The organism is Tessaracoccus zhenghani (assembly GCF_054552775.1).
Map to the genome: position 1 here is coordinate 3,180,882 of NZ_CM137275.1, position 19,108 is coordinate 3,199,989.

The 19,108-nt window shown below is 66.2% G+C and carries 21 protein-coding genes; 14 read left to right on the forward strand and 7 right to left on the reverse strand.

Annotation, left to right across the window (positions count from 1 at the left end; genetic code table 11):
• The first annotated feature begins 10 nt into the window (after positions 1 to 10).
• Both ACX1DX_RS14985 and ACX1DX_RS14990 read left to right on the forward strand, forming a co-directional pair.
• Positions 11 to 976 carry a hypothetical protein gene (locus ACX1DX_RS14985; RefSeq protein WP_459397219.1) on the forward strand — a complete coding sequence of 322 codons (966 nt, stop codon included), beginning with the start codon at positions 11 to 13 and terminating at the stop codon, positions 974 to 976.
• On the forward strand, positions 976 to 1,968 hold the full coding sequence (locus ACX1DX_RS14990) for a hypothetical protein (RefSeq protein WP_459397220.1): 993 nt from the start codon (positions 976 to 978) through the stop codon (positions 1,966 to 1,968). Before ACX1DX_RS14985 ends, ACX1DX_RS14990 begins: the two co-directional genes overlap by 1 nt.
• A gap of 11 nt (positions 1,969 to 1,979) precedes the next feature.
• Here the strand turns inward: ACX1DX_RS14990 and ACX1DX_RS14995 are convergent, their stop codons facing one another.
• Both ACX1DX_RS14995 and cysK read right to left on the reverse strand, forming a co-directional pair.
• The gene (locus tag ACX1DX_RS14995) at positions 1,980 to 2,813 is read right to left on the reverse strand and encodes an NAD-dependent epimerase/dehydratase family protein (RefSeq protein WP_459397221.1); all 834 of its coding nucleotides are present in this window, start codon (positions 2,811 to 2,813) and stop codon (positions 1,980 to 1,982) included.
• Positions 2,814 to 2,882: 69 nt separating this feature from the next.
• Positions 2,883 to 3,812, reverse strand: a complete 930-nt coding sequence (gene cysK, locus ACX1DX_RS15000; RefSeq protein WP_076059578.1) for a cysteine synthase A — start codon at positions 3,810 to 3,812, stop codon at positions 2,883 to 2,885.
• 179 nt (positions 3,813 to 3,991) lie between these two features.
• On the opposite strand from cysK, the gene guaA reads away from it, so the two are divergent.
• Positions 3,992 to 5,542 carry a glutamine-hydrolyzing GMP synthase gene (gene guaA / locus ACX1DX_RS15005; protein ID WP_459397222.1) on the forward strand — a complete coding sequence of 517 codons (1,551 nt, stop codon included), beginning with the start codon at positions 3,992 to 3,994 and terminating at the stop codon, positions 5,540 to 5,542.
• Positions 5,543 to 5,588: 46 nt separating this feature from the next.
• Here the strand turns inward: guaA and ACX1DX_RS15010 are convergent, their stop codons facing one another.
• From ACX1DX_RS15010 to ACX1DX_RS15020, 3 genes are read right to left on the reverse strand one after another with little or no spacing between them, the layout of a single operon-like run.
• A complete protein-coding gene (locus tag ACX1DX_RS15010; RefSeq protein WP_083665386.1) occupies positions 5,589 to 5,858 on the reverse strand; it encodes a PspC domain-containing protein in 270 nt (89 codons plus the stop codon).
• Positions 5,855 to 6,052 carry a hypothetical protein gene (locus ACX1DX_RS15015; protein WP_083665385.1) on the reverse strand — a complete coding sequence of 66 codons (198 nt, stop codon included), beginning with the start codon at positions 6,050 to 6,052 and terminating at the stop codon, positions 5,855 to 5,857. The genes ACX1DX_RS15010 and ACX1DX_RS15015 overlap by 4 nt, the downstream gene beginning before the upstream one ends.
• Positions 6,049 to 7,260, reverse strand: a complete 1,212-nt coding sequence (locus ACX1DX_RS15020; protein ID WP_459397223.1) for a PspC domain-containing protein — start codon at positions 7,258 to 7,260, stop codon at positions 6,049 to 6,051. Before ACX1DX_RS15020 ends, ACX1DX_RS15015 begins: the two co-directional genes overlap by 4 nt.
• A 113-nt stretch (positions 7,261 to 7,373) precedes the next feature.
• On the opposite strand from ACX1DX_RS15020, the gene ACX1DX_RS15025 reads away from it, so the two are divergent.
• Both ACX1DX_RS15025 and ACX1DX_RS15030 read left to right on the forward strand, forming a co-directional pair.
• Complete coding sequence (locus ACX1DX_RS15025; RefSeq protein WP_459397224.1) at positions 7,374 to 8,624, forward strand: PspC domain-containing protein; 1,251 nt, start codon at positions 7,374 to 7,376, stop codon at positions 8,622 to 8,624.
• Entirely contained in the window at positions 8,621 to 9,286 is a 666-nt protein-coding gene (locus ACX1DX_RS15030; RefSeq protein WP_076064146.1) for a response regulator, read from the forward strand. Before ACX1DX_RS15025 ends, ACX1DX_RS15030 begins: the two co-directional genes overlap by 4 nt.
• Positions 9,287 to 9,299: 13 nt before the next feature.
• Here ACX1DX_RS15030 and ACX1DX_RS15035 read toward each other — a convergent pair whose 3' ends face one another.
• Positions 9,300 to 10,862 (reverse strand): VWA domain-containing protein, encoded by a 1,563-nt coding sequence (locus tag ACX1DX_RS15035; protein ID WP_459397225.1) that lies wholly within the window; start codon positions 10,860 to 10,862, stop codon positions 9,300 to 9,302.
• Positions 10,863 to 11,074: 212 nt separating this feature from the next.
• Between ACX1DX_RS15035 and ACX1DX_RS15040 the strand changes: the two genes are divergently transcribed.
• The 9 genes from ACX1DX_RS15040 (at position 11,075) to ACX1DX_RS15080 (ending at position 18,689) form a co-directional block, all read left to right on the forward strand.
• Positions 11,075 to 11,257 (forward strand): Flp family type IVb pilin, encoded by a 183-nt coding sequence (locus ACX1DX_RS15040; RefSeq protein ID WP_459397226.1) that lies wholly within the window; start codon positions 11,075 to 11,077, stop codon positions 11,255 to 11,257.
• A gap of 77 nt (positions 11,258 to 11,334) precedes the next feature.
• The gene (locus ACX1DX_RS15045; protein WP_459397227.1) at positions 11,335 to 11,709 is read left to right on the forward strand and encodes a TadE family protein; all 375 of its coding nucleotides are present in this window, start codon (positions 11,335 to 11,337) and stop codon (positions 11,707 to 11,709) included.
• Positions 11,697 to 12,722, forward strand: a complete 1,026-nt coding sequence (locus ACX1DX_RS15050; RefSeq protein WP_459397228.1) for a pilus assembly protein TadG-related protein — start codon at positions 11,697 to 11,699, stop codon at positions 12,720 to 12,722. Before ACX1DX_RS15045 ends, ACX1DX_RS15050 begins: the two co-directional genes overlap by 13 nt.
• Before the next feature lie 10 nt (positions 12,723 to 12,732).
• Entirely contained in the window at positions 12,733 to 13,524 is a 792-nt protein-coding gene (locus ACX1DX_RS15055) for a CpaB family protein (RefSeq protein WP_459397229.1), read from the forward strand.
• Entirely contained in the window at positions 13,521 to 14,714 is a 1,194-nt protein-coding gene (locus ACX1DX_RS15060) for a CpaE/TadZ family protein (RefSeq protein WP_459397230.1), read from the forward strand. The genes ACX1DX_RS15055 and ACX1DX_RS15060 overlap by 4 nt, the downstream gene beginning before the upstream one ends.
• 335 nt (positions 14,715 to 15,049) lie before the next feature.
• Positions 15,050 to 16,378 (forward strand): TadA family conjugal transfer-associated ATPase, encoded by a 1,329-nt coding sequence (locus tag ACX1DX_RS15065; protein WP_459397231.1) that lies wholly within the window; start codon positions 15,050 to 15,052, stop codon positions 16,376 to 16,378.
• Positions 16,323 to 17,192, forward strand: a complete 870-nt coding sequence (locus ACX1DX_RS15070) for a type II secretion system F family protein (protein WP_459397232.1) — start codon at positions 16,323 to 16,325, stop codon at positions 17,190 to 17,192. Before ACX1DX_RS15065 ends, ACX1DX_RS15070 begins: the two co-directional genes overlap by 56 nt.
• Before the next feature lie 10 nt (positions 17,193 to 17,202).
• Positions 17,203 to 18,081, forward strand: a complete 879-nt coding sequence (locus ACX1DX_RS15075) for a type II secretion system F family protein (RefSeq protein ID WP_459397233.1) — start codon at positions 17,203 to 17,205, stop codon at positions 18,079 to 18,081.
• Entirely contained in the window at positions 18,078 to 18,689 is a 612-nt protein-coding gene (locus ACX1DX_RS15080; protein WP_459397234.1) for a prepilin peptidase, read from the forward strand. Before ACX1DX_RS15075 ends, ACX1DX_RS15080 begins: the two co-directional genes overlap by 4 nt.
• Before the next feature lie 3 nt (positions 18,690 to 18,692).
• Here the strand turns inward: ACX1DX_RS15080 and ACX1DX_RS15085 are convergent, their stop codons facing one another.
• The gene (locus ACX1DX_RS15085) at positions 18,693 to 18,923 is read right to left on the reverse strand and encodes a hypothetical protein (protein ID WP_459397235.1); all 231 of its coding nucleotides are present in this window, start codon (positions 18,921 to 18,923) and stop codon (positions 18,693 to 18,695) included.
• Positions 18,924 to 19,108 lie beyond the last annotated feature (185 nt).

Here is a 19,108-nt window from a genome sequence, read left to right on the forward strand (position 1 = left end):
AGGAGTGGACATGGTGGAGATCTCCCTCGACTGCCCTGTTTCAGCGCTGGGCAGCCTCCTCCTCGTGGAGACGGAGGCCGGCCGGAGCATCATCCGCAGGACCTCCCAGGGCGGCACCCACACGCTCACCGCGTACCTGCCGGACGGCCGCAAGACAGACTTCGAGGGCGTGCGCGGGGAGCGCACCCTGAGGCAGGCCGTGGCCACCGTGTCGGCCGCCCGCCCGCTCCGGGCCTTCCAGGTGGAGGGCGGCGAGGTCACGGCCAAACTGCGGCCGGCGCAGACCTTCCTGTCCTACCTGCCGTGGGTGGTGGGGATCGCGCTGGCCGGACTGGGCGGCGTCGGCGACGCCTTCGGCCTCCTCCGCTTCGTGTTCCTCGCGCTCGGCATCACCATCATCATCGTCGCCCAGGACGCCTTCAAGAAGGGCCGCCGGTATCGCGACTGGTCCGTGGAGACCGGCGACGGCGACGTCAGGGCCATCGACTTCCCCCTGCCGGCGCTGCCCGAGGAGATCGAGGTCGACGACGTCAAGGAGGAGTACGGACGGCTGCTCAGTGACATCGTCTACCGCATCGAGTTCCCCGCCCTCTTCGACCCCCACGAGCCCACGTCGAAGGAGTTCACCCTCGCACTGCTGCAATGGGACAACAACGACGGCGTGGCCGGCGATGACGAGCGGCGCGAGCTCGCCCGCCGCGTGCGGGCAACCTTCGCCGCCGCACGGGCGAACGCCGAGCGGATCGGGATGGCGCACCTGCCGCAGGCGGCCCAGTTCCGAGCGACCACGGCGCTCAAGGCCGCCAGGCTCGCCGTCGATGAAGCGGCACCCGCGCCGGAGCGGGAGACCGCGCTCCGCCGCGCCGTCGAGATCCTGGACGAGTTGGCGCTCTACTACCTGCCGACAGGGTCAGAGGCGCGCCGGGCGATCACGGGCAGCACGCCGCCGCAACTCCCCGGAAGGCGGGCCTCCTGATGTACGCCACCTGGCAACAGGTCCCGCCCGACACCACGTGGGACGGCTTCGCGCCCGGCGCGGTGCTGCTCTACAACGACGACGAGGCCGTCGTCGTCGACGCGCGGCGGGGACAGAAAGAGAAGATCAAGCTGCGCATCCAGCGGCCCAACGGCGAGCGGTTCGAGCGTGACGTGAAGCCCGGCGAGTCCCTGGGCGCCCAGGCGACCTCCCTCCTGGAGGGCCCCGGTGCCCGGGCGATGGTGCTGCCTGCCGTGATCTGGCACGAGGACCAGCTGTTCTCGCCGCGCAACATCGCCGCCCTGCTGGCCAGCGCCCTCGTGACCACCGTGTTCATGGTCCTGACCAGCCTGAACTCGAACCCGATGTCGTTTCTGTACCTGTCGTTCATGATCGCCGGCGCGGCCGCCATGGGCGTGCGGCGGCTCTGGAAGGGCGGCCGGCTCACCTTCCTTGCGCCGGACCGTCTGGGCCTGACGACGGGGACGATTCACGCCTATGCGCTGACGCGCGAGGCGGGCAAGTTGTGGGTTCCGCCGACGCCCGGCTCGGACCGGCGCGGCCTCGCCTACCAACGCGTCGACGCGATCCGCGACGCCTACCTGGGCCTGCGCGGCGACATCGCATACCGCATCGAGTCGCCGGCGCTCTTCGACCCGAAGGTGCCGGCCACGGCCGAGTTTGAGGCGGCGTTGGTGGCGTTCGACGACGTCACGGATCTCACCTCCACCGACGAACTGGACGAACGCGCCACCGAGGTGGAACTGACGTTCAACGTGGCGCAGGCCAACGCCGAACGTCTGGGACTCAGCCATTTCCCGGAACACGCCCGCGCGGATGCGCGCCGCGCGGGCAAGGCTGCCAGGCTCGCCGCCGGAGCCACCACGGAGGGGGAACGCCAGGCATCGCTCGCGCAGGTCAAGCGCATCCTCGACTCGCTGGCGCTGTACTACCTCCCCGCCGTCGACGAGAAGCTGGCCATCGAGAAGTAGCCGCCGATGGCTCAGGCCACGACGTCGCGCCAAGAGTGCCGCGGACGCCACCCCAGCTTCTCGGCGGCGGCCCGGTTGCTGAGCAACGTGCCGAACTCCGCCACCTCGTCCGGCACCGTCAGGTCCGGGTGGATCGCCTTGAGGGCGTCGCGCGTGGGCATGTCGAGGATGATGTCGTCGGCGGCGATCACGAAGGAGTGCGCGCCCGTGAGGTCCGCGGTGAGCGCGTCCTCACAGGACTGGGCGACGTCGCGGGCGTCGACGTAGCCGAACAGGTTCCAGCGGCGCGCCTCAGGATCCTTCGCGAACGACGGCTGCATGGCGTAGTCGTCCACCGTGAAGATGTTCGACAACCGCAGCGCGATCACCGGGATGCCCGCCCACCGGGCGACCTCGGCGCCCATCGTCTCCGTCATCACCTTGCTGAGCGAGTACGTCGAGTTCGGCAGCGGGTAGTGGTCCTCGTCAACGGGGACATAGCGCACCTCGTCGAACGGCAGCCCGAGGGTGGTTTCGCTGGAGGCCCACACGATGCGCTTCAGCCGCAGCTTCCAGGCCGCCATGAACACGTTGGTGTTCATCAGCAGGTTCTGGTTGAGCGTGTGGGTGTCGGTGTGGATGTTGTCTGCCGGGATGTTGGCCAGGTGGATGACCGCGTCGGCGTCGACGAGGAGGTCCATGGCCTCACCCACCTGCGTCAGGTCCGCCTTGAAGAAGCGGCCGTCGTACCAGGAGGGGCGCGGTGCGAGATCCGTGGCCACGATGTCGTGGTCGGTGTTGTCGGTGAAGTGGCGCAGGGTGGCCTGCCCGGCCTTGCCGCTGGCCCCCGTGATGACGATTCTCATGCCTTCAGACTAGGGCGGCCGCCGCCGACAGGCAGCGGCCGCCCTCGTCTCAAGCGGATAGTTGGTCGATCAGTTGTCGATCAGGCCCTCGAACAGGACGGTGGAGAGGTAGCGCTCGCCGAACGACGGGACGATGACCACGATGGTCTTGCCGGCATTCTCCGGGCGGGCTGCAACCTCGGCTGCGGCCGACAGTGCGGCGCCGGAGGACAGGCCGACCAGGAGGCCCTCCTCGCGTGCGGCTCGGCGGGCGAAGTCGACGGCCTGGTCGATGTTGCGGGGCAGGACCTCGTCGATGACGGAACGGTCCAGGATCTCGGGGATGAAGTTGGCGCCGATGCCCTGGATCTTGTGCGGGCCGGGCTGGCCGCCGGAGAGGATCGCTGATTCCTGCGGTTCCACGGCGACGATCTGGACGCTGGGCTTGCGCTCCTTCAGGACCTGGCCGACACCGGAGATGGTGCCGCCGGTGCCGATTCCCGCCACGACGATGTCTACGGCGCCGTCGGTGTCGTTCCAGATCTCCTCGGCGGTGGTGGTGCGGTGGATCTCCACGTTGGCGGGGTTGGCGAACTGGCGGGCGAGGATGCCGCCGCGCTCGGCCGCGATCTCCTCGGCGCGCTCGACGGCGCCGCGCATGCCGGCGGGGCCGGGGGTCAGCACGAGCTCGGCACCGTAGGCGCGCAGCAGTGCGCGGCGCTCCAGCGACATGGTCTCGGGCATGGTCAGGACCACCTTGTAGCCGCGGGCGGCGCCCACCATGGCAAGAGCGATACCGGTGTTGCCCGAGGTGCCCTCGACGATGGTGCCGCCGGGCTGCAGTTCGCCGGAAGCCTCAGCTGCGTCGACGATGGCCACGCCGATGCGGTCCTTGACGGAGTTGGCGGGGTTGTAGAACTCGAGCTTCGCGGCGACGATGGCGTTGTCGCCGGCGACCCGGTTCAGCTTCACGAGGGGGGTGCGACCGACGAGGGCCGTGACGTCAGAGTAAATGCTCATGCCACCGCCAACCGCGCTGACAGGGGGATTATTCCCCGGCGCGGGAATTCGGCTCCACGAATTTTTCCAGGGCACGGCTGACGTGCCTCGATCCCGACGAGCTGGCGACGTGTCCAGGGTCGGTGAGCGAGGCTCTCCCCGTTAGGGCGGAGCCGCCCCGCGACATTAGACTCCTCACCATGACTGCCCACGAGAAGGTGCTGGTCGTCGACTTCGGCGCCCAGTACGCCCAACTGATCGCGCGCCGTGTGCGCGAGGCCAATGTGTACTCGGAGATCGTCAGCCACAGGCTGAGCGTCGAGGAGATGATGGCCCAGAAGCCCGCCGCGATCATCCTCTCCGGTGGACCGTCCTCGGTGTACGCCGACGACGCGCCCTCTGTTGATCCCGGCATCTTCAGCGCAGGGGTCCCGGTCCTGGGCATCTGCTACGGCTTCCAGGCGATGGCGCAGGCCCTCGGCGGCACGGTCGCGAAGACCGGCCAGCGCGAGTACGGCCGCACGTCCCTGTCGATAGCCGAGGGTGGCTGCCTGCTCGGCTCGCTGCCCAACACCCTCAACGTCTGGATGTCGCACGGCGACTCCGTCAGCAAGGCCCCCAAGGGATTCAAGGTCCTCGCCCGTACCGCTGGCGCCCCGGTGGCGGCGTTCGAGGACAGGGAGCGCGGGCTCGCCGGCGTGCAGTGGCACCCCGAGGTCAACCACACCCAGTGGGGCCAGCAGGTCATTGAACACTTCCTGTTCAACATCGCCAAGCTGACTGCCGACTGGACCCCGGAGAACATGGTCATGGAGTCCATCAACGCGGTCCGCAGCCAGGTGGGCGACAAGCATGTCCTCTGCGCGCTGTCCGGCGGCGTCGACTCCGCCGTCGCCGCCGCGCTCGTGCAGCAGGCCATCGGCTCGCAGCTCACGTGCGTGTTCGTCGACCACGGCCTCCTGCGTGAGGGCGAGGTGGAGCAGGTCCGCACGGACTTCGTGGCGGCCACCGGCGTGGACCTCGTCTTCGCCGACGAGCGTGAGCGCTTCCTCACCGCGCTGGCAGGCGTCAGCGATCCGGAGGAGAAGCGCAAGATCATCGGCCGCGAGTTCATCCGCACCTTCGAGGAGAAGGCGCGAGAGATCGCGGGCGACCGTGGCATCGACTTCCTCGTCCAGGGCACGCTGTACCCGGACGTCGTCGAGTCCGGCGGCGGCGAGGGCGCGGCCAACATCAAGAGCCACCACAACGTCGGCGGCCTGCCAGACGACCTGCAGTTCACGCTGATCGAGCCGCTGCGCCAGATGTTCAAGGACGAGGTGCGCGCCGTGGGCGAGCAGCTCGGCCTTCCTGAGGCCATGGTGTGGCGCCATCCGTTCCCCGGCCCCGGCCTGGCCATCCGCATCGTCGGCGAGATCACCGAGGACCGCCTCGCGATCCTCCGCCAGGCTGACGCCATCGCGCGGGAGGAACTGGCCAACGCCAAGCTGGAGCGCGAGATCTGGCAGTTCCCCGTCGTGCTGCTGGCCGATGTCCGCTCGGTGGGCGTGCAGGGCGACGGCCGCACCTACGGCCACCCCATCGTGCTGCGCCCGGTCGTGTCCGACGACGCGATGACGGCAGACTGGGCCCGTCTGCCCTACGAGCTGCTGGAGAAGATCTCCAGCCGCATCACCAACGAATGCCCTGAGGTCAACCGCGTGGCGCTCGACATCACGAGCAAGCCGCCGGGCACCATCGAGTGGGAGTGACGAAAACCCCCAAGCTGCGTTGCAGCTTGGGGGTTTTCCTGTGCGGTCAGATGTCGTAGTTGGGTCCCTTGGGGCCCTGGTTCTTCCGGTCGTCGTACCAGGTGCGTGCCTTGTCGAACCCCTCCTCGGCGATGGTGCCGCCGTCTTCGCGGGGGATCACCGCCCACAGGATGAGGTACACGAGCAGGCCGCTGCCGGCGAAGATCGAGATGAGGATGAAGGCGACGCGCACCATGGTGACGTCGACGTTGATGGCCTTGGCGACGCCGGCGGCGACGCCACCGATCATGCCGTTACGGGAGCGGGTGAGTTTCATGATTGTTCCTTCCGGTGGGTGGTGCGGCCACGTGTTGCGAGGAGCCCGATCGTGCCTGCTGCGGCCAGGGTGACGGCGAGGATGGGCTGAATGAGGGGTGAGGCGATGTGCCCCGCGAGGAGGAGTACGACGGCGAAGCCGACGGCCACGAGGCCGATGGCCAGGGCGGCGATGTCGAGCGATGGGCGGTTCATGCGGACTCCTTGATGAGCACGTCGGACAGTTGGGCATGGACGTCGATGTGGAGACCCCCGGTCGCCGTGCCACCGTCTGCGGGGCTTCCCGGTGCCATGGTGACGTCGGCCAGCCACGAGGTGGTGGTCATCTCCTCGACGGGCCCGGGCAGGATCAGCTCGACGTCGGAGGCGATCACCTCGACCCGCAGTACCGTCCGGTCTTCGAGCTCCACGCCGCTCAGGTCCACGACGCCCTCCCTGCCCACGAGCCGCACCACGTGGGTGTCCTCGGCGGGGGCAAGGGCGGGGCCGACGGCGGTCTGGGTGGCGAGCCACCCCGTCGCGACGATCGAGGCGGCCAGAGCGGCCAGCACCACGCGGGGGATCCGGCGGTCGCGGGCGGCCAGGGCGCAGATCACGGTGACCACGCCGCCGGTGGCGGTGGTCGCGGCGAGCGTGGTGCTCAGGTCGAAGCCGAGTAGCCCGGCCGAGACGAACGACGCTGCCATCATCGCCACGATGACCGCGACGCCCATCCACCAACCGTTCTTGGCCTGCGGCACCAGGATGCGCGGCGCCGGCGGCTCCTCCGGGGCGTAGAGGTCGACGGTGGGCAACTGCCGCGACGGCACCGCCGCGCGATGCGAGCCCACTGCCTCGTTGATGCTGCGGCGCCAGTGCTCGACCAGGGTCTGGTCGTCGAGCGGGGCGACGGTGGGCGCGGCCGGGGGGAAGAGGCGGGGGGCGCCGGGGACGTAGCGGGTCGATCCCGCGGCGGAGGGGCCGGAGGGCGGGTAGTGGGCCGGCGGGAACGCTCCGGAGTTCCGCGCGCGACGGCGAACCAGCACCAGCGCGATGAGCACCAGGACGCCGGCGCCCCAGGGGAGGGGGAGGGCGGCGTCGAGGGTGGCCACCACGATGATGGTGGAGATCACTACGGCGGCCTTCTGCATCAAGGGGGACCAGTCCCGGAAGCCGGGCAGCACCTGGTCGATGGGGCGGGTGCCCTGCGGGCCGCGGGTCAGGACGGTGCCCCAGCCGTAGAGTGCCAGGCCGAGGCCGGCGCAGAAGGCGAGCACGATGAACACGACGCGCACGAGGACCACGTCGACGCCCAGACGCTCGGCGATGGCGCGGCTGAGGCCGGTGGAGACGCCGGCGGCCTCCGGGCGCTGCAGGGCGCCGAGGCTCGGGTCGAACCAGCCGAGGTCGAGTTCTGTGGTCATGGCTCCAGTCTGCTCTCGCCTGGGCCGAAAGAGCATCGGGTGAGCCCCTGAAGCGCCCCTGGAAACGGCTCTCCGGTCTGGCCTGAGGGGGATGCCCGTGACAATCTGGGGTCATGACTCAGCTACCGGTGGTGCCCAACGCGCCCACGCGCGCGCCGCTGCAACGCCGCGTCGAGTCCGGGGTGATCGCCGGTGTCGCCGCTGGTCTCGCCGCCCACCTGGGCGTCAACGTGCGCATGGTGCGGTTGGCCTTCGTGATCGCCGCCCTGCTCTCCGGCCTGGGTCTGCTCGCCTACGGCGCCATGTGGGTGCTGCTGCCGAGCGGCAGGTTGGAGGAGGCCGCGGGCCTCGAGGCCGCCACCCGACGCGGCATGCGCCCCACGCTGCTGCCCGCCTCGCGCCCGGACCACGGTGTGCTGGTGGCCGGGGGCCTGGTGGTCGTCGGCCTGCTGTGGCTTTTCGTCTCGGGCGGTGTGGTCCCGACGGCGCTGTTCTGGCCGATGGTGATCGGTGGTGTGGGCATCATCGTGATCTGGCTGCAGGTCGACGAGCGCGTGGCCACCACCCGCAGCACCGACACGCGGTTGTGGGCCCGCGTCACCCGCGGCGGCGGCACGATGAGCATCGTGCGCCTGGTCGGCGGGCTGGTGCTCGTGGGCGCCGGCATCTCGTGGACGCTGGCCACGCAGATCGGCCTGGCCCAACTCCCAGGGGTGCTCGGCGCCTCCGCGCTGCTCCTGGCCGGCCTGTTCATCGTGGCGGCCCCGTGGCTGTACCAGCACCGCAACCGGGTGCGTCGTGCCGACGCGGAGCGCCACCGCGCCGAGGCGCGCGCCGACATGGCTGCGCACCTGCATGATTCCGTCCTCCAGACGCTTGCCCTCATCCAGCGGCAGGCCGACGATTCCGCCACCGTCGCCCAACTGGCCCGCCGTCAGGAGCGTGAACTGCGCACCTGGCTCTACGGCGAGACGGCCCGGGCCGCGTCGCTGCGTTCCGCCCTGCAGGAGATGGCCACCGACGTGGAGGGCCGGTTCCCCGTCGACGTCGAACTGGTCTGTGTGGGTGACGCCACCGTCGACGACAAGGTGGAGGCCCTCATCCTCGCCACCGGTGAAGCCGTCACGAATGCGGCCAAGCATTCGGGCGCGTCACGCGTCGACGTGTATGCCGAAGTGGACGATGGACAGATCGAGGTGTTCATTCGGGACCGTGGCAAGGGGTTCGATACCGAGCAATTGCCCGACGGACGCATGGGCGTGAGAGAATCGATCCGGGCTCGCATGGAACGTTACGGGGGTAGCGCGACGATCCGCTCGGAGCTCGGGGACGGCACTGAAGTGAAACTGGAGATGAGCGGATGAGTGAGGATCAGGCCCATGATGTGGCCGGGTTGCGGGTTGTCATAGTTGATGACCACGCGATGTTCCGGGCGGGCGTCAACCACGAGATCGGCCAGCACGTCACCATCGTGGGTGAGGGTGAGGACGTCGAGACCGCGGTGAAGGCAATCCTCGAGACTGAACCCGACGTCGTGCTGCTCGACGTGCACCTCCCCGGTGGAGGCGGTGCTGAAGTGATCAAGCAGGTGCTGCCCACGAAGCCGGATGTGAAGTTCCTCGCGCTGTCGGTTTCCGACGCGGCGCAGGACGTGATCGGCGTCATCCGCGCCGGCGCCCGCGGCTACGTGACCAAGTCGATCAGCTCGGAGGAACTGATCGAGGGGATGGCGCGCGTGGCCGCCGGTGACGCGGTGTTCTCCCCGCGGCTGGCGGGCTTCGTGCTGGACGCCTTCAGCGGCGCCATCGACATCGCGCAGGTGGACGAGGAACTGGACAAGCTGAGCGCCCGCGAGCGCGAGGTGATGAAGCTCATCGCCCGCGGCTACTCCTACAAGGAGGTCGCGAAGGAGCTGTTCATCTCGATCAAGACGGTGGAGACCCACGTGTCGTCGGTGCTGCGGAAGCTGCAGCTGTCGAACCGGCACCAGCTCACGAAGTGGGCCACCGACCGCCACCTGGTCTAGCCTCTCCCGCTGTTCAGCTGATCTTCGCCAACACCCGGCTTCGGGTGCCGGTGTAGACGAGTTCGTACTCGCCCACGCGAACGCTTTCGCCGTCGGCCAGCTTGGCCTTGACCGCCTTCTCGCCGTCAACGGAGGCCTTCACGATCACCTGTTCGCGCTTGCCGGCCGCCGACGCCGCACCGGAGGGTCCCATCCCCGGCTCCGGGGGAGTCAACGTCACAGACCTTCCGGTGAGCAGCAGTTCCTGCACCAGTTGCCCGTCGCGCAGCACGGTGAGGGCTCCCTCGAGCTTGGGGCGGCTGAGGTAGAAGAGCGCCGCCAGGGCTAGGAGGACGAGCACCGCGCCGCCGATGATGAGCGGGAGCGGATCGAGTTCAGCCTGCTCAGTCTCGGCCGGAGGGGGTGCCAGTGGGGTGGGGGAGGGACTCGGCTGTGGTGTCTCTCCGGCGACTGCGTCTTCTGACGCGGCGGGCACCGGCTCGTCGACCAGCTGGAGCGGGGCGGCCGTCAGGGCCAGTTCCACGGGGGTCCGCAGCTCCGTGCGCACCACCTCGCTCCAGGAGCTGTCCGCCACGGCAGTGACGAGGAGGTCGGATTGGCTGCCGTCCCACTCGCCGACGGTCAAGGTCAAGGGAAGGTCGACGGTTTGGCCGGGGGCCAGAACCACTTCGTCCGGCAGCCCTTCGACGGTGACCGGAGCTGAGCCGGTAACTTCCGCCGCGAGGCCCGTGAGGTGGGTGGGCAGGAGGCCGTAGGTGGACGAGACCTGCAGAGTTGTGGCGTGCTCGCCGGAGCCGAGGGCCTTGGTGTCAGTGAATTTCGCCGTGAGGGCGCCGGCCTCCAGGTCGGGATCCAGCTTCTGCTTGGCCTGGAATGTGAGCAGCTGCATGCGCAGGTCGCTCAGCACGTCGGCGAACTGGGCGACGGGGATCTCCTGCGTATCCGGGAACACCCCGGTCATCAGGCCGGCGTCGGTTTCTTCTCCCACTGACAGGGCGTAGGTGGCGATGTCCCTGCCGCTCAGGGCCGCGGCCCGCGCCTTGAGGTCTACCCACCCCTCGGAGGTGGGCTCAGCGAACGGCGAGTCCGGCTTGGTGTCGAGGTCGCCGTCGGTGATGAGGACCAGAGCGCCGGCAGCCTTGGCGTCGGGGCGTTCAAGCTCCTCAAGGCCAAGTTCGAGGCCGGCGCCGATGTCGGTCTGATCACCGGATGGCTGCGCGGGGAGTTCGTTCAGCACTGCCTGGGGGTCGTCTCCGCGGGGTCCGCGGTAGGCGACTCGTGCGCCGTCGTCGAAGGTGATGAGCGCCACGTGGTCGGTGGGCTGCAACTGCGTGAGCGTCACGCCCAGCGCTTCAGCGACCCTGGCGTAGCGTTCTTCCGCCCGCATCGACAGCGACGTGTCGACGACGATCACGTAGTCGGATTCCTGTGGACGGACCTGGAGGGCCTCGAGGATGTCGTCGATGGTTGCGGCCGGCGGCGCGGCGAACGCCGCCCCGATTTGTGCCGAACAAAGCAACAAACTTACGAGCACGGCTGACAGACGTCGCATGGTGCCCTCCCCCCAGATGGTCACGTGCTACCCACCCTAGCGTCACGCGCCGGTGGGCAGGTAGTGGGATCAGCATGCACTCCTCTATCATGCCCAAGGTTCAGTTTGGATGTTTGGACTCGCACTTTCCCGCAAATCATGTATTGTCCTGCTTGCGACCCGTTGGGGGACGGGTCGCCCGAAGTCCGTCAGTTGTGCCGGGTCGGGAAATCTTCCCCCGTCGAAAGGAAGACATCATGCTTCAGCTTCTCCCGGTGCTCCAGTACCGCATCGCCCGCCTGACCAAGTCTGAAAAGGGCGCCACGGCAGTCGAGTACGGCATCATGGTCGCCGCCATCGCAGCAGTCATCGTGGCGGTTGTGTTTTTGCTCGGAAAAGAAATCCTGGCAGCCTTCAACACTGTCCTAGCCCAGTTCTGACCTTGGCTCTCAGAGGGTCGGTGGTGGCTCGGCCTCCCCGGCCCCCTGAGAATCGACACAGTGGATTCAGGGGGGCGATGAAGCGGGCAAGTGAGGAAAGCGGAGCGGCTGCGGTGGAGTTCGCACTCGTCTCAATGCTGTTAGTGGCTCTGCTCATGGGCATCCTGGAGTTCGGATATGCCTTTTTCGTCCGTGGCACTATTGCTGGCGCGGCGCGTGAGGGCGCGCGGGTCTATGCGATTGGCGGGAACGCATCCGAGGCGCGCGACGCCGCGGTGCAGGCGGGCGCGGCCGTGGGGGTGACGTCCTCTATGTTCAGCATCGAACAGTCATGCGGCGGTCCCGCAACGGCAGCAAGTGTGAAAATCCGTTATGTCTACCCCGGGCTCACGGGCTTCTTCTTGGACAACATCACGCTTGAGGGACAGGGATCCATGCGATGCAACGGGTAAGGCTGACCGAGGAACGTGGCGCGACTGCGATCGTCGTCGGGATCATGTTGGTAGTCCTTGTCGGATTCGGAGCGCTAGCAGTTGACGTCGGTGCTCTCTGGCTGGATAAAAAAGAACTTCAGAATGGCGCAGACGCCGGAGCCTTAGCTATAGCACAGGCTTGTGCGGCTGGCGAAGTCAATTGCGACGACAACCTCGGGACGGCACGCCAGTACAAGGCAGACAACCGCACTGTGTCCATTGATCCGAGCGTCGACGTTGAAGTGAGGCTCGATAAGGCGGCTGGTCGCGTTGAGGTGCAGCTTTTCGACACGCGGGAGGCGATCCTCTCTGGAGTCTTAGGTGTGAAACAAACCACGGTGGACGCCACGGCTGTCGCCCGCTGGTCAGGCTCACCTTCGAGCCTCACCACTATTCCGTTCGCGGTCAGTTTCTGCCAGTTCCGTTGGCAGAACTCGACCTCGAGCAGCTTCGAAGGGCTTCCGGAAGCGGGCGATCCAGTCCAGATCCAGTTCAAGAGCCAATGGAAGGATTTCCCCCTGGAGCCTTCAGACGAACTGACCTGTATGGACAATGCGGCGCACAACGAGGCGGGTGGAGGCTTTGGCTATCTGAAAACCTCAAGTTCCGCGTGCGAAGTCACGACGTCAGCCGGCTCATGGGTCAACAGCTCGCCGGGCAACAACTTTGATGGCGGATGTACCCGGGCGGAAATCGAGAAGATTTTGGGTGCCGCGCCCGGCAAGACTGTGCTGATACCCATCTTTGACGACACGAATCGACAGAATGGCGATAAGGCACAATTCCATTTGAGCGGGTACGCCGCCATGGAGATCGAGGCCTACTGCGTCTCGCCCAGCACCGGTGGCCCATTTGCCATGCCGACCCAAGCTTGCGGCGGTCAGGGATGGATCAAGGGAACCTTCGTCGGCTTTGCAACGCTGGGTGACGTCGCTGCTACAGGGCCCTCCACGAGCTACGGAGTGACGAGCGTCCGGCTCGCCCTCAAGTGAGATAGGCAGAATGAACCGTCGTGTTATCTTCGGGGCGCTAGCCCTTGTCCTTGCTCTTGTGGGCGGTGGCTTGCTCCTCGTTTATGTCCAGGGCGCTGATCAACGTGCACTGGATTCGCTCGACCCGCAGCCCGTGTTGGTAGTTGTGCAGGACGTACCTGCCGGTTTGAGCGTCAGCGAACTTTCCGAATATGTGGAAGTCCGAGACATCCCGGCTAATGCGGTCGTCGCAGGATCCTTTCGAGCCGTGGACGACTTGCCCAAGGACCAGATAGCCTTGACCTCACTTAAAGTTGGAGAACAGGTGCTTGCCTCCCGCTTCGTGGCCCGAGACGACAACGAGGTGGCGGCCTCGGTACCGATTCCTGAAGGTCTCCAGTTGATCTCCGTTCAGCTCTCACCCGAGCGAGTGGCCGGGGCACAACTGAACGCTGGTGACAAGGTGGGCATCTTCGCGTCGATGGAGGTTGAGGTTGAAGGCGTCGTTTCGCCGACGCCTGCGGCTTCGCCGACAACCGATGGCGAGAAGGACGAGCGCTCCCTTACTGGACTCATCGCGAACGATGTATTGGTGGCGCGTGTTCAAGGGGCCCCCGCTTCAGCTCAACCCTCTGGCGACGCCACAGCCGGCAGCGAGACGCTGCCAGGCTCCGAGGTCATCGTGACGCTAGCAGTTGACGCGCCTCTGGCCGGAAAGATCATCTTCACGAAGGAGTACGGGGCGCTCTGGCTCACCCGCCAAACCCCGGCCACGGACTTCTCCAAGATCGGCGTTGTCGGAGCGTGGACGGTGTTCGAATGATCCAGCTGCTTCTGAGTACTTCTGACGACTCACTCGAGGAACGTTTGCATCAGGCCATTGGGGACGGCTTCACCAGAGTTCCCCCACCGCAGATCTCTGAGGGTGACAATGCGGTCGTGGCATTGTTCGGTAGGGCGGCCATCCCAGACGTGGTGGTACTCGATGCCACGGGGATGGAAGAGGTGGTTGTCCGAGTCGCGTCCGATCTCGCACAACAAACTGATGTGTTGCTTGTTCACTCAGACCCGGCTCTGATCGGGCTGGCCGCAGTCAGGGCTGGGGTCCGGGATGTCCTTCCATTGACTGCTGAGCCTCACGAGCTTCGCGCGGCGCTGGACAGGGCGGCGGACCGCGTGTTCGCCGCGCGTGGAACCCAGGCCATGCCCGGGATGCTGCCGCCCCCAACCAGCGACCAGAGTCCCAGAGGGATCGTCGTGACAGTCACTTCACCCAAGGGCGGGGTCGGCAAGACGACTGTAGCCACGAACCTCGCGGTAGGCCTAGCTCAACGGTTTCCACAGCAGGTGGTTCTGATCGACGCAGATGTACATTTCGGGGACGTCGCCAGCGCCCTCAACCTGCAGGCACAGCATTCCCTCCCAGACATCGCCAGGGGACCGGCCGCCAGAGACAGCATCGCCGTGAAGAGCTATGTGACCCAGCACGTCACGGGCCTATTCGTGGTACCCGGTTCAGACTCGCCAGCCGACGCAGACACTGTTACTGGCGATGATCTGGCGCAGCTCGTATCCCTCCTTCGGGGTCAGTTCGCCTACGTGGTGATCGACACCGCGCCCGGCCTGACAGACCACACACTCGCCGCGCTGGATCACACAGACCATCTGGTGTTGGTGACCAGCCTCGACGTGCCCGGCGTCCGTGGCCTGCGCAAGGAAATCGACACTCTCAACGATCTCAAAATGGTGGTCGGCCGACGCACCATCGTCGTCAACTTCAACGAGCGGTCCCGGGGCATGACGATTCCCGATGTCGAGGCCACTATCCGTGCAGGCGTTGATCTCGCCCTGCCCCAGTCCAACGCAGTCCCGTTGTCGACCAACCAGGGAATTCCTCTGCTGCAAAGCAGCAACCGCGACCCGGTGAGCCGGGGCCTGGGCGCGCTGGTTGAAATGGTGGCGCCGATTTTTCGACCCAGCACCAAGGGGATGCTGTTCCGGAGGAAGCAATGAACCTCAGGCAGCGCTTGGAGGAGGCGCAGAAGGCGGCCGGTGGACCTCCGACTCCAAGTGCTTGGGTTCCCCCCGACGCAGGCGCTCAGAGCCCGTGGGGTCGTTCGGAGCCCCAGCCAGTCGGAGCGCGCTCGGCTGAGTCCCCTCCGGCGCAGCGTGATGACGAAGTACTGACTGAGCAGGCCCCGACACAGAGGGCGACTCCGCGCCTGTCAGAACGTGCACCCTCGTCCACGAGTGCAGCACCGGTCCGAACCGATGCCCTGAGCGCGCTGAAAGCCTCCGCAGTCGACACGCTGTTTTCCCGACTCGGCACCCGGGTGAACGATCCCGATATGGACGAGTCCAGCTTGCGCAGCATGGTGACCGACGAACTCAACTCGGTGGTTGAAGCGGCGAAGGTGCCTTTGACCACCGTCGAGCGCCAGCGCTTGATGCGAGAGGTCGAGGCCGACGTGCTGGGGCTGGGGCCACTCGAACCCTTGCTGTCAGATTCAACAGTCACCGAGATCATGGTCAACGGGCCTGATTCGGTCTATGTCGAGCGAAAGGGCAGGCTTACCAGGACGGATGTCTTCTTCGACGGCGAGCCACATCTGAGGCGCATCATTGAGCGCATCGTGACAAGAGTGGGGCGCCGCATCGACGAGTCCTCTCCTCTGGTGGATGCGCGCCTCGAAGACGGTTCGCGTGTCAATGCGATCATCCCGCCGCTCGCAGTCAGCGGCTCCACCTTGACCATCCGAAAGTTCTCGAGGGATGCTCTGTCGGTGCTTGACCTCGAGCGCTTCGGCACTATGACACCCGAGATGGCCGAACTGCTGAGGGCTTGCGTGGAGGCGAGGCTCAACATCCTGGTTTCCGGTGGTACGGGCACGGGCAAGACGACGCTTCTGAACGTGTTGAGTTCGTTCATTCCGGGGGATGAGCGGATCATCTCCATCGAGGACTCGGTGGAACTGCAATTGCAGCAGGACCATGTGATCCAGTTGGAGTCCAGACCGGCGAACATCGAAGGTCGAGGAGAAATCACCATCCGCGAGCTGGTGCGCAACTCACTCCGAATGCGCCCCGATCGCATCGTTGTCGGTGAGGTTCGCGGTGCGGAAGCTCTTGACATGCTGCAGGCCATGAACACGGGCCACGACGGCTCTTTGTCGACGGTGCACGCCAACTCACCGCGTGACTGCCTCGCCAGACTCGAGACCCTCGTCATGATGTCCGGGTTTGAACTGCCCCTGCGCGCCATCAGAGAGCAGGTCAGTTCGGCGGTGAACCTCATTGTGCAGCTGACCCGGTTGCGTGACGGTACCCGACGAATTACAGCGGTCACCGAAGTGAGCGGCATGGAGGGGCAGATCATCACGCTCCAAGATGTGTACCTCTTCGATTACTCGGCCGGCGTTGATCAGAATGGTCGTTTCCGTGGCCGAACGATCCCCACCGGTGTACGTCCCATGTTTACAGACCGATTCCAGGACCTGGGGATCGAGTTGTCCGCCGCCGCTTTCGGGGCCCCGGGTCCGTATGGGGCGGCGTGCGATGACCCCACAGACCCTGATGTATCTCGGTGGCGGCCTGCTGGCTGTCGCTCTGGTGACGGGTCTCGTGCTCTACTTCACTGCTGGGCGCACCGTACCGATGTCTCGTCGGCGTCCTGCTGATGCGGCGCCTACGGGATTGTTGCCACAGGCGGCGAGCGCGGCCTCCAGCGTCGCCGGTTATGCGCTGGGTGGCAGAGCAGGCGCGGTGCAGGAGTCGCTCTCTTCTGCGGGTATTCGCATGAGGCCGCAGGATTTCCTCGTGCTGGTCGCCTCGGGCTCGGTCGTCGGGTTCGCTCTGGGGCTGCTCGTCGGCGGCCCCCTCCTTGCGCTATTGGCAGCATTGCTTGTGCCGGTTGCTGCGGTCCTCGTCGTCCGTGCCAAAGCAGCCAAGCGCCGCCGCCTGTTCGGTGAGCAGTTGGAGGAGACCCTCAGCAGCCTCTCCGGCAGTCTTCGTGCTGGTTTCAGTCTGCCTCAGGCCTGCGCCACTGTTGCCACAGAACTTGAGGAACCGACTTCCACGGAGTTCTCCAGAGTCGTTAACGAAACCCGCCTGGGTCGACCCTTCGTTGAGTCCCTTGCCGAGGTGGCCAGGCGCAACGAGAGTGAAGATTTCGATTGGGTAGTGCAGGCCATCGCCATCAACCGCGAGGTGGGTGGCAACTTGGCCGACGTGCTGAACGGCGTGGGCGCCACCATCCGCGAGCGGGTCCAGCTGAAGCGCCAAGTGGGCGCATTGGCTGCTGAAGGCAAGCTCTCTGCAATCATCCTGGGTGCGCTGCCACCCGGTATGTTCCTGGTGCTGTCCCTCGCGAACCCTAGCTACATCGGCCGATTCGGCGAGTCGATTATCGGCATTGGTGCGCTGATCCTCGCCGGCATCATGATGGCTGTGGGTATGTTCTGGCTGAGCCGCGTCGTGAAGATCAAGTTCTGAGGTGAGCCCGGTGCCTTCTCTTGTCTACGTCGGCTTGGCGCTCCTGGTGCTCGGCATCGCCTATCTGCTCGATCTGCTCTTGGTGGGGGAAGGCCGTGTCCAGCGAGACGTGCGCGCTAACCTTCAGCGGGGCCTTTCGTCCACGTCTGCACCAGGAGGCAGACTGGTCGCAGCCCCCTCGCTCGGTCTCAAGCTCGCGGGCACGCGGGTTGCGGGTAATCTCGACAAGCTACTCATGCATGCTGGTCGGCCGGCCGCTTGGCCCCTCGAGCGAGTCATCAGCGTCAAGATGATGTCCACCTTGGCCACTGTCGCCCTTGCGCTGCTCCTCGTCAAGAACAATCCCTCCCTCGGATCCATCGGGTTCGGAGCCTTCCTCGTCGCTTTTGTCTTCTTTCTTCCGGAGCTCCTTTTGTGGAACACCGGCATCAAGCGTCGGGAAACGGCCCAACTGGAATTGCCGGATGTCCTTGATCAGATGAGCATCGCTGTCGAGGCAGGGCTGGGCTTCGACGCTGCGCTCGTCAGGGTGGCCCGGAACGGGCGGGGTGTGTTGGCGCCTGAACTCATCCGCACGCTGCAGGACATTCAACTCGGCCAACAACGACGTGTGGCCTATCAAGGCTTGTCAGATCGGCTTGCAGTCCCTGAACTCCGTCGTTTCATCCGGTCCGTGATCCAAGCTGAGGAACACGGCATCGCCCTCAGCGAGGTCCTTCACACCCAAGCCAAGGAGCAGCGCGTAGCGCGCCGCCAGCGTGCTGAGCATAAAGCCATGGAAATCCCCGTCAAGGTGGTTTTCCCCCTCATTCTGTTCCTCATGCCGGCGCTGATCATCGTCATCATGACGCCGGCGGCTATAGGCATCATCGAAGCCTTTTCCAGATGACCTGGATCTGGACCGCGCTGGTGGCGGCAGCAGTGGCCGGGCTGGCGTCGAGGTTCCTCCCCAGAGTGGCGCTAGAGGTGACCACGAAGCTCATCGGGACGGTACCTCGGGCAGCGATTCTGGGGGCTGGGGTAGGCCTCATCACCTCGGAGCTTCTGGAGGCCGCAGCCCTGGCCGTCATCGCCGGGTTGGCTGGCGTCCTGTTCGTCGTCGACCTCAAGGAACACCGGCTTCCCGACACTGTAATCCTCACCGGACTCATCGCCTGGGCGATAGGCATCGTCGCCATGGCCGCCACGACGGGGGGCTGGGGCGCGCTGCTCCGCGCACTCCTGGCCGCGCTCGCGATGTTCGCTGGCTTCTTCGTCGCGGCACTGCTGGCCAACGGGATGCTCGGGTTCGGGGATGTGAAGCTGTCGGCGCTACTGGGCGCCGTGCTCGGCTGGTACAGCTGGATGGCGGTGGGGCGCGGCCTGTTCTTCGGGATCGTCCTGCACGGGCTATTCGCCGTGGTCGTGCTCATCGTCACGCGCGACAGGAAGGCCGACGTGCCGATGGGCCCGGCGCTGATCGCCGGGGCCGCGGTGGCCATCGCGATCAGCGCGTGAGGCTCACCAGAAGACGGCGATGCCGGCGTTGAGCAGCGTGAGGGCGAAGATCCCCCAGAACTGGCCGGGCGCCACCTGATCCTTCTTGCGGTTGATCAGCACCAGCACGAAGATCGCGATCAGCACGAGCAGCTTGATGCCGATCTTGACGTTGTTGACGTGGCCGTCGCCCATCTCCAGAATGCCCACCAGCGCCAGGCCCGAAATCAGCATCGTGAGAGCACCGTGGAACATGGCCGGATTGACGATTCGGTGGGGCCCTTCAGCTGAACAAAAGCGCCTCCGAAGAGCGCCGCGAAGCCGATGAGGTGGAGCAGAAAGAAGATTCCATGCAAGATTTCCATGGCTCCAGACCCTACCCTTAAGGGGGAACCCAGCCCAATTCCACGCACCTCAGGGACAGTTCAGGGTTCGAAAGC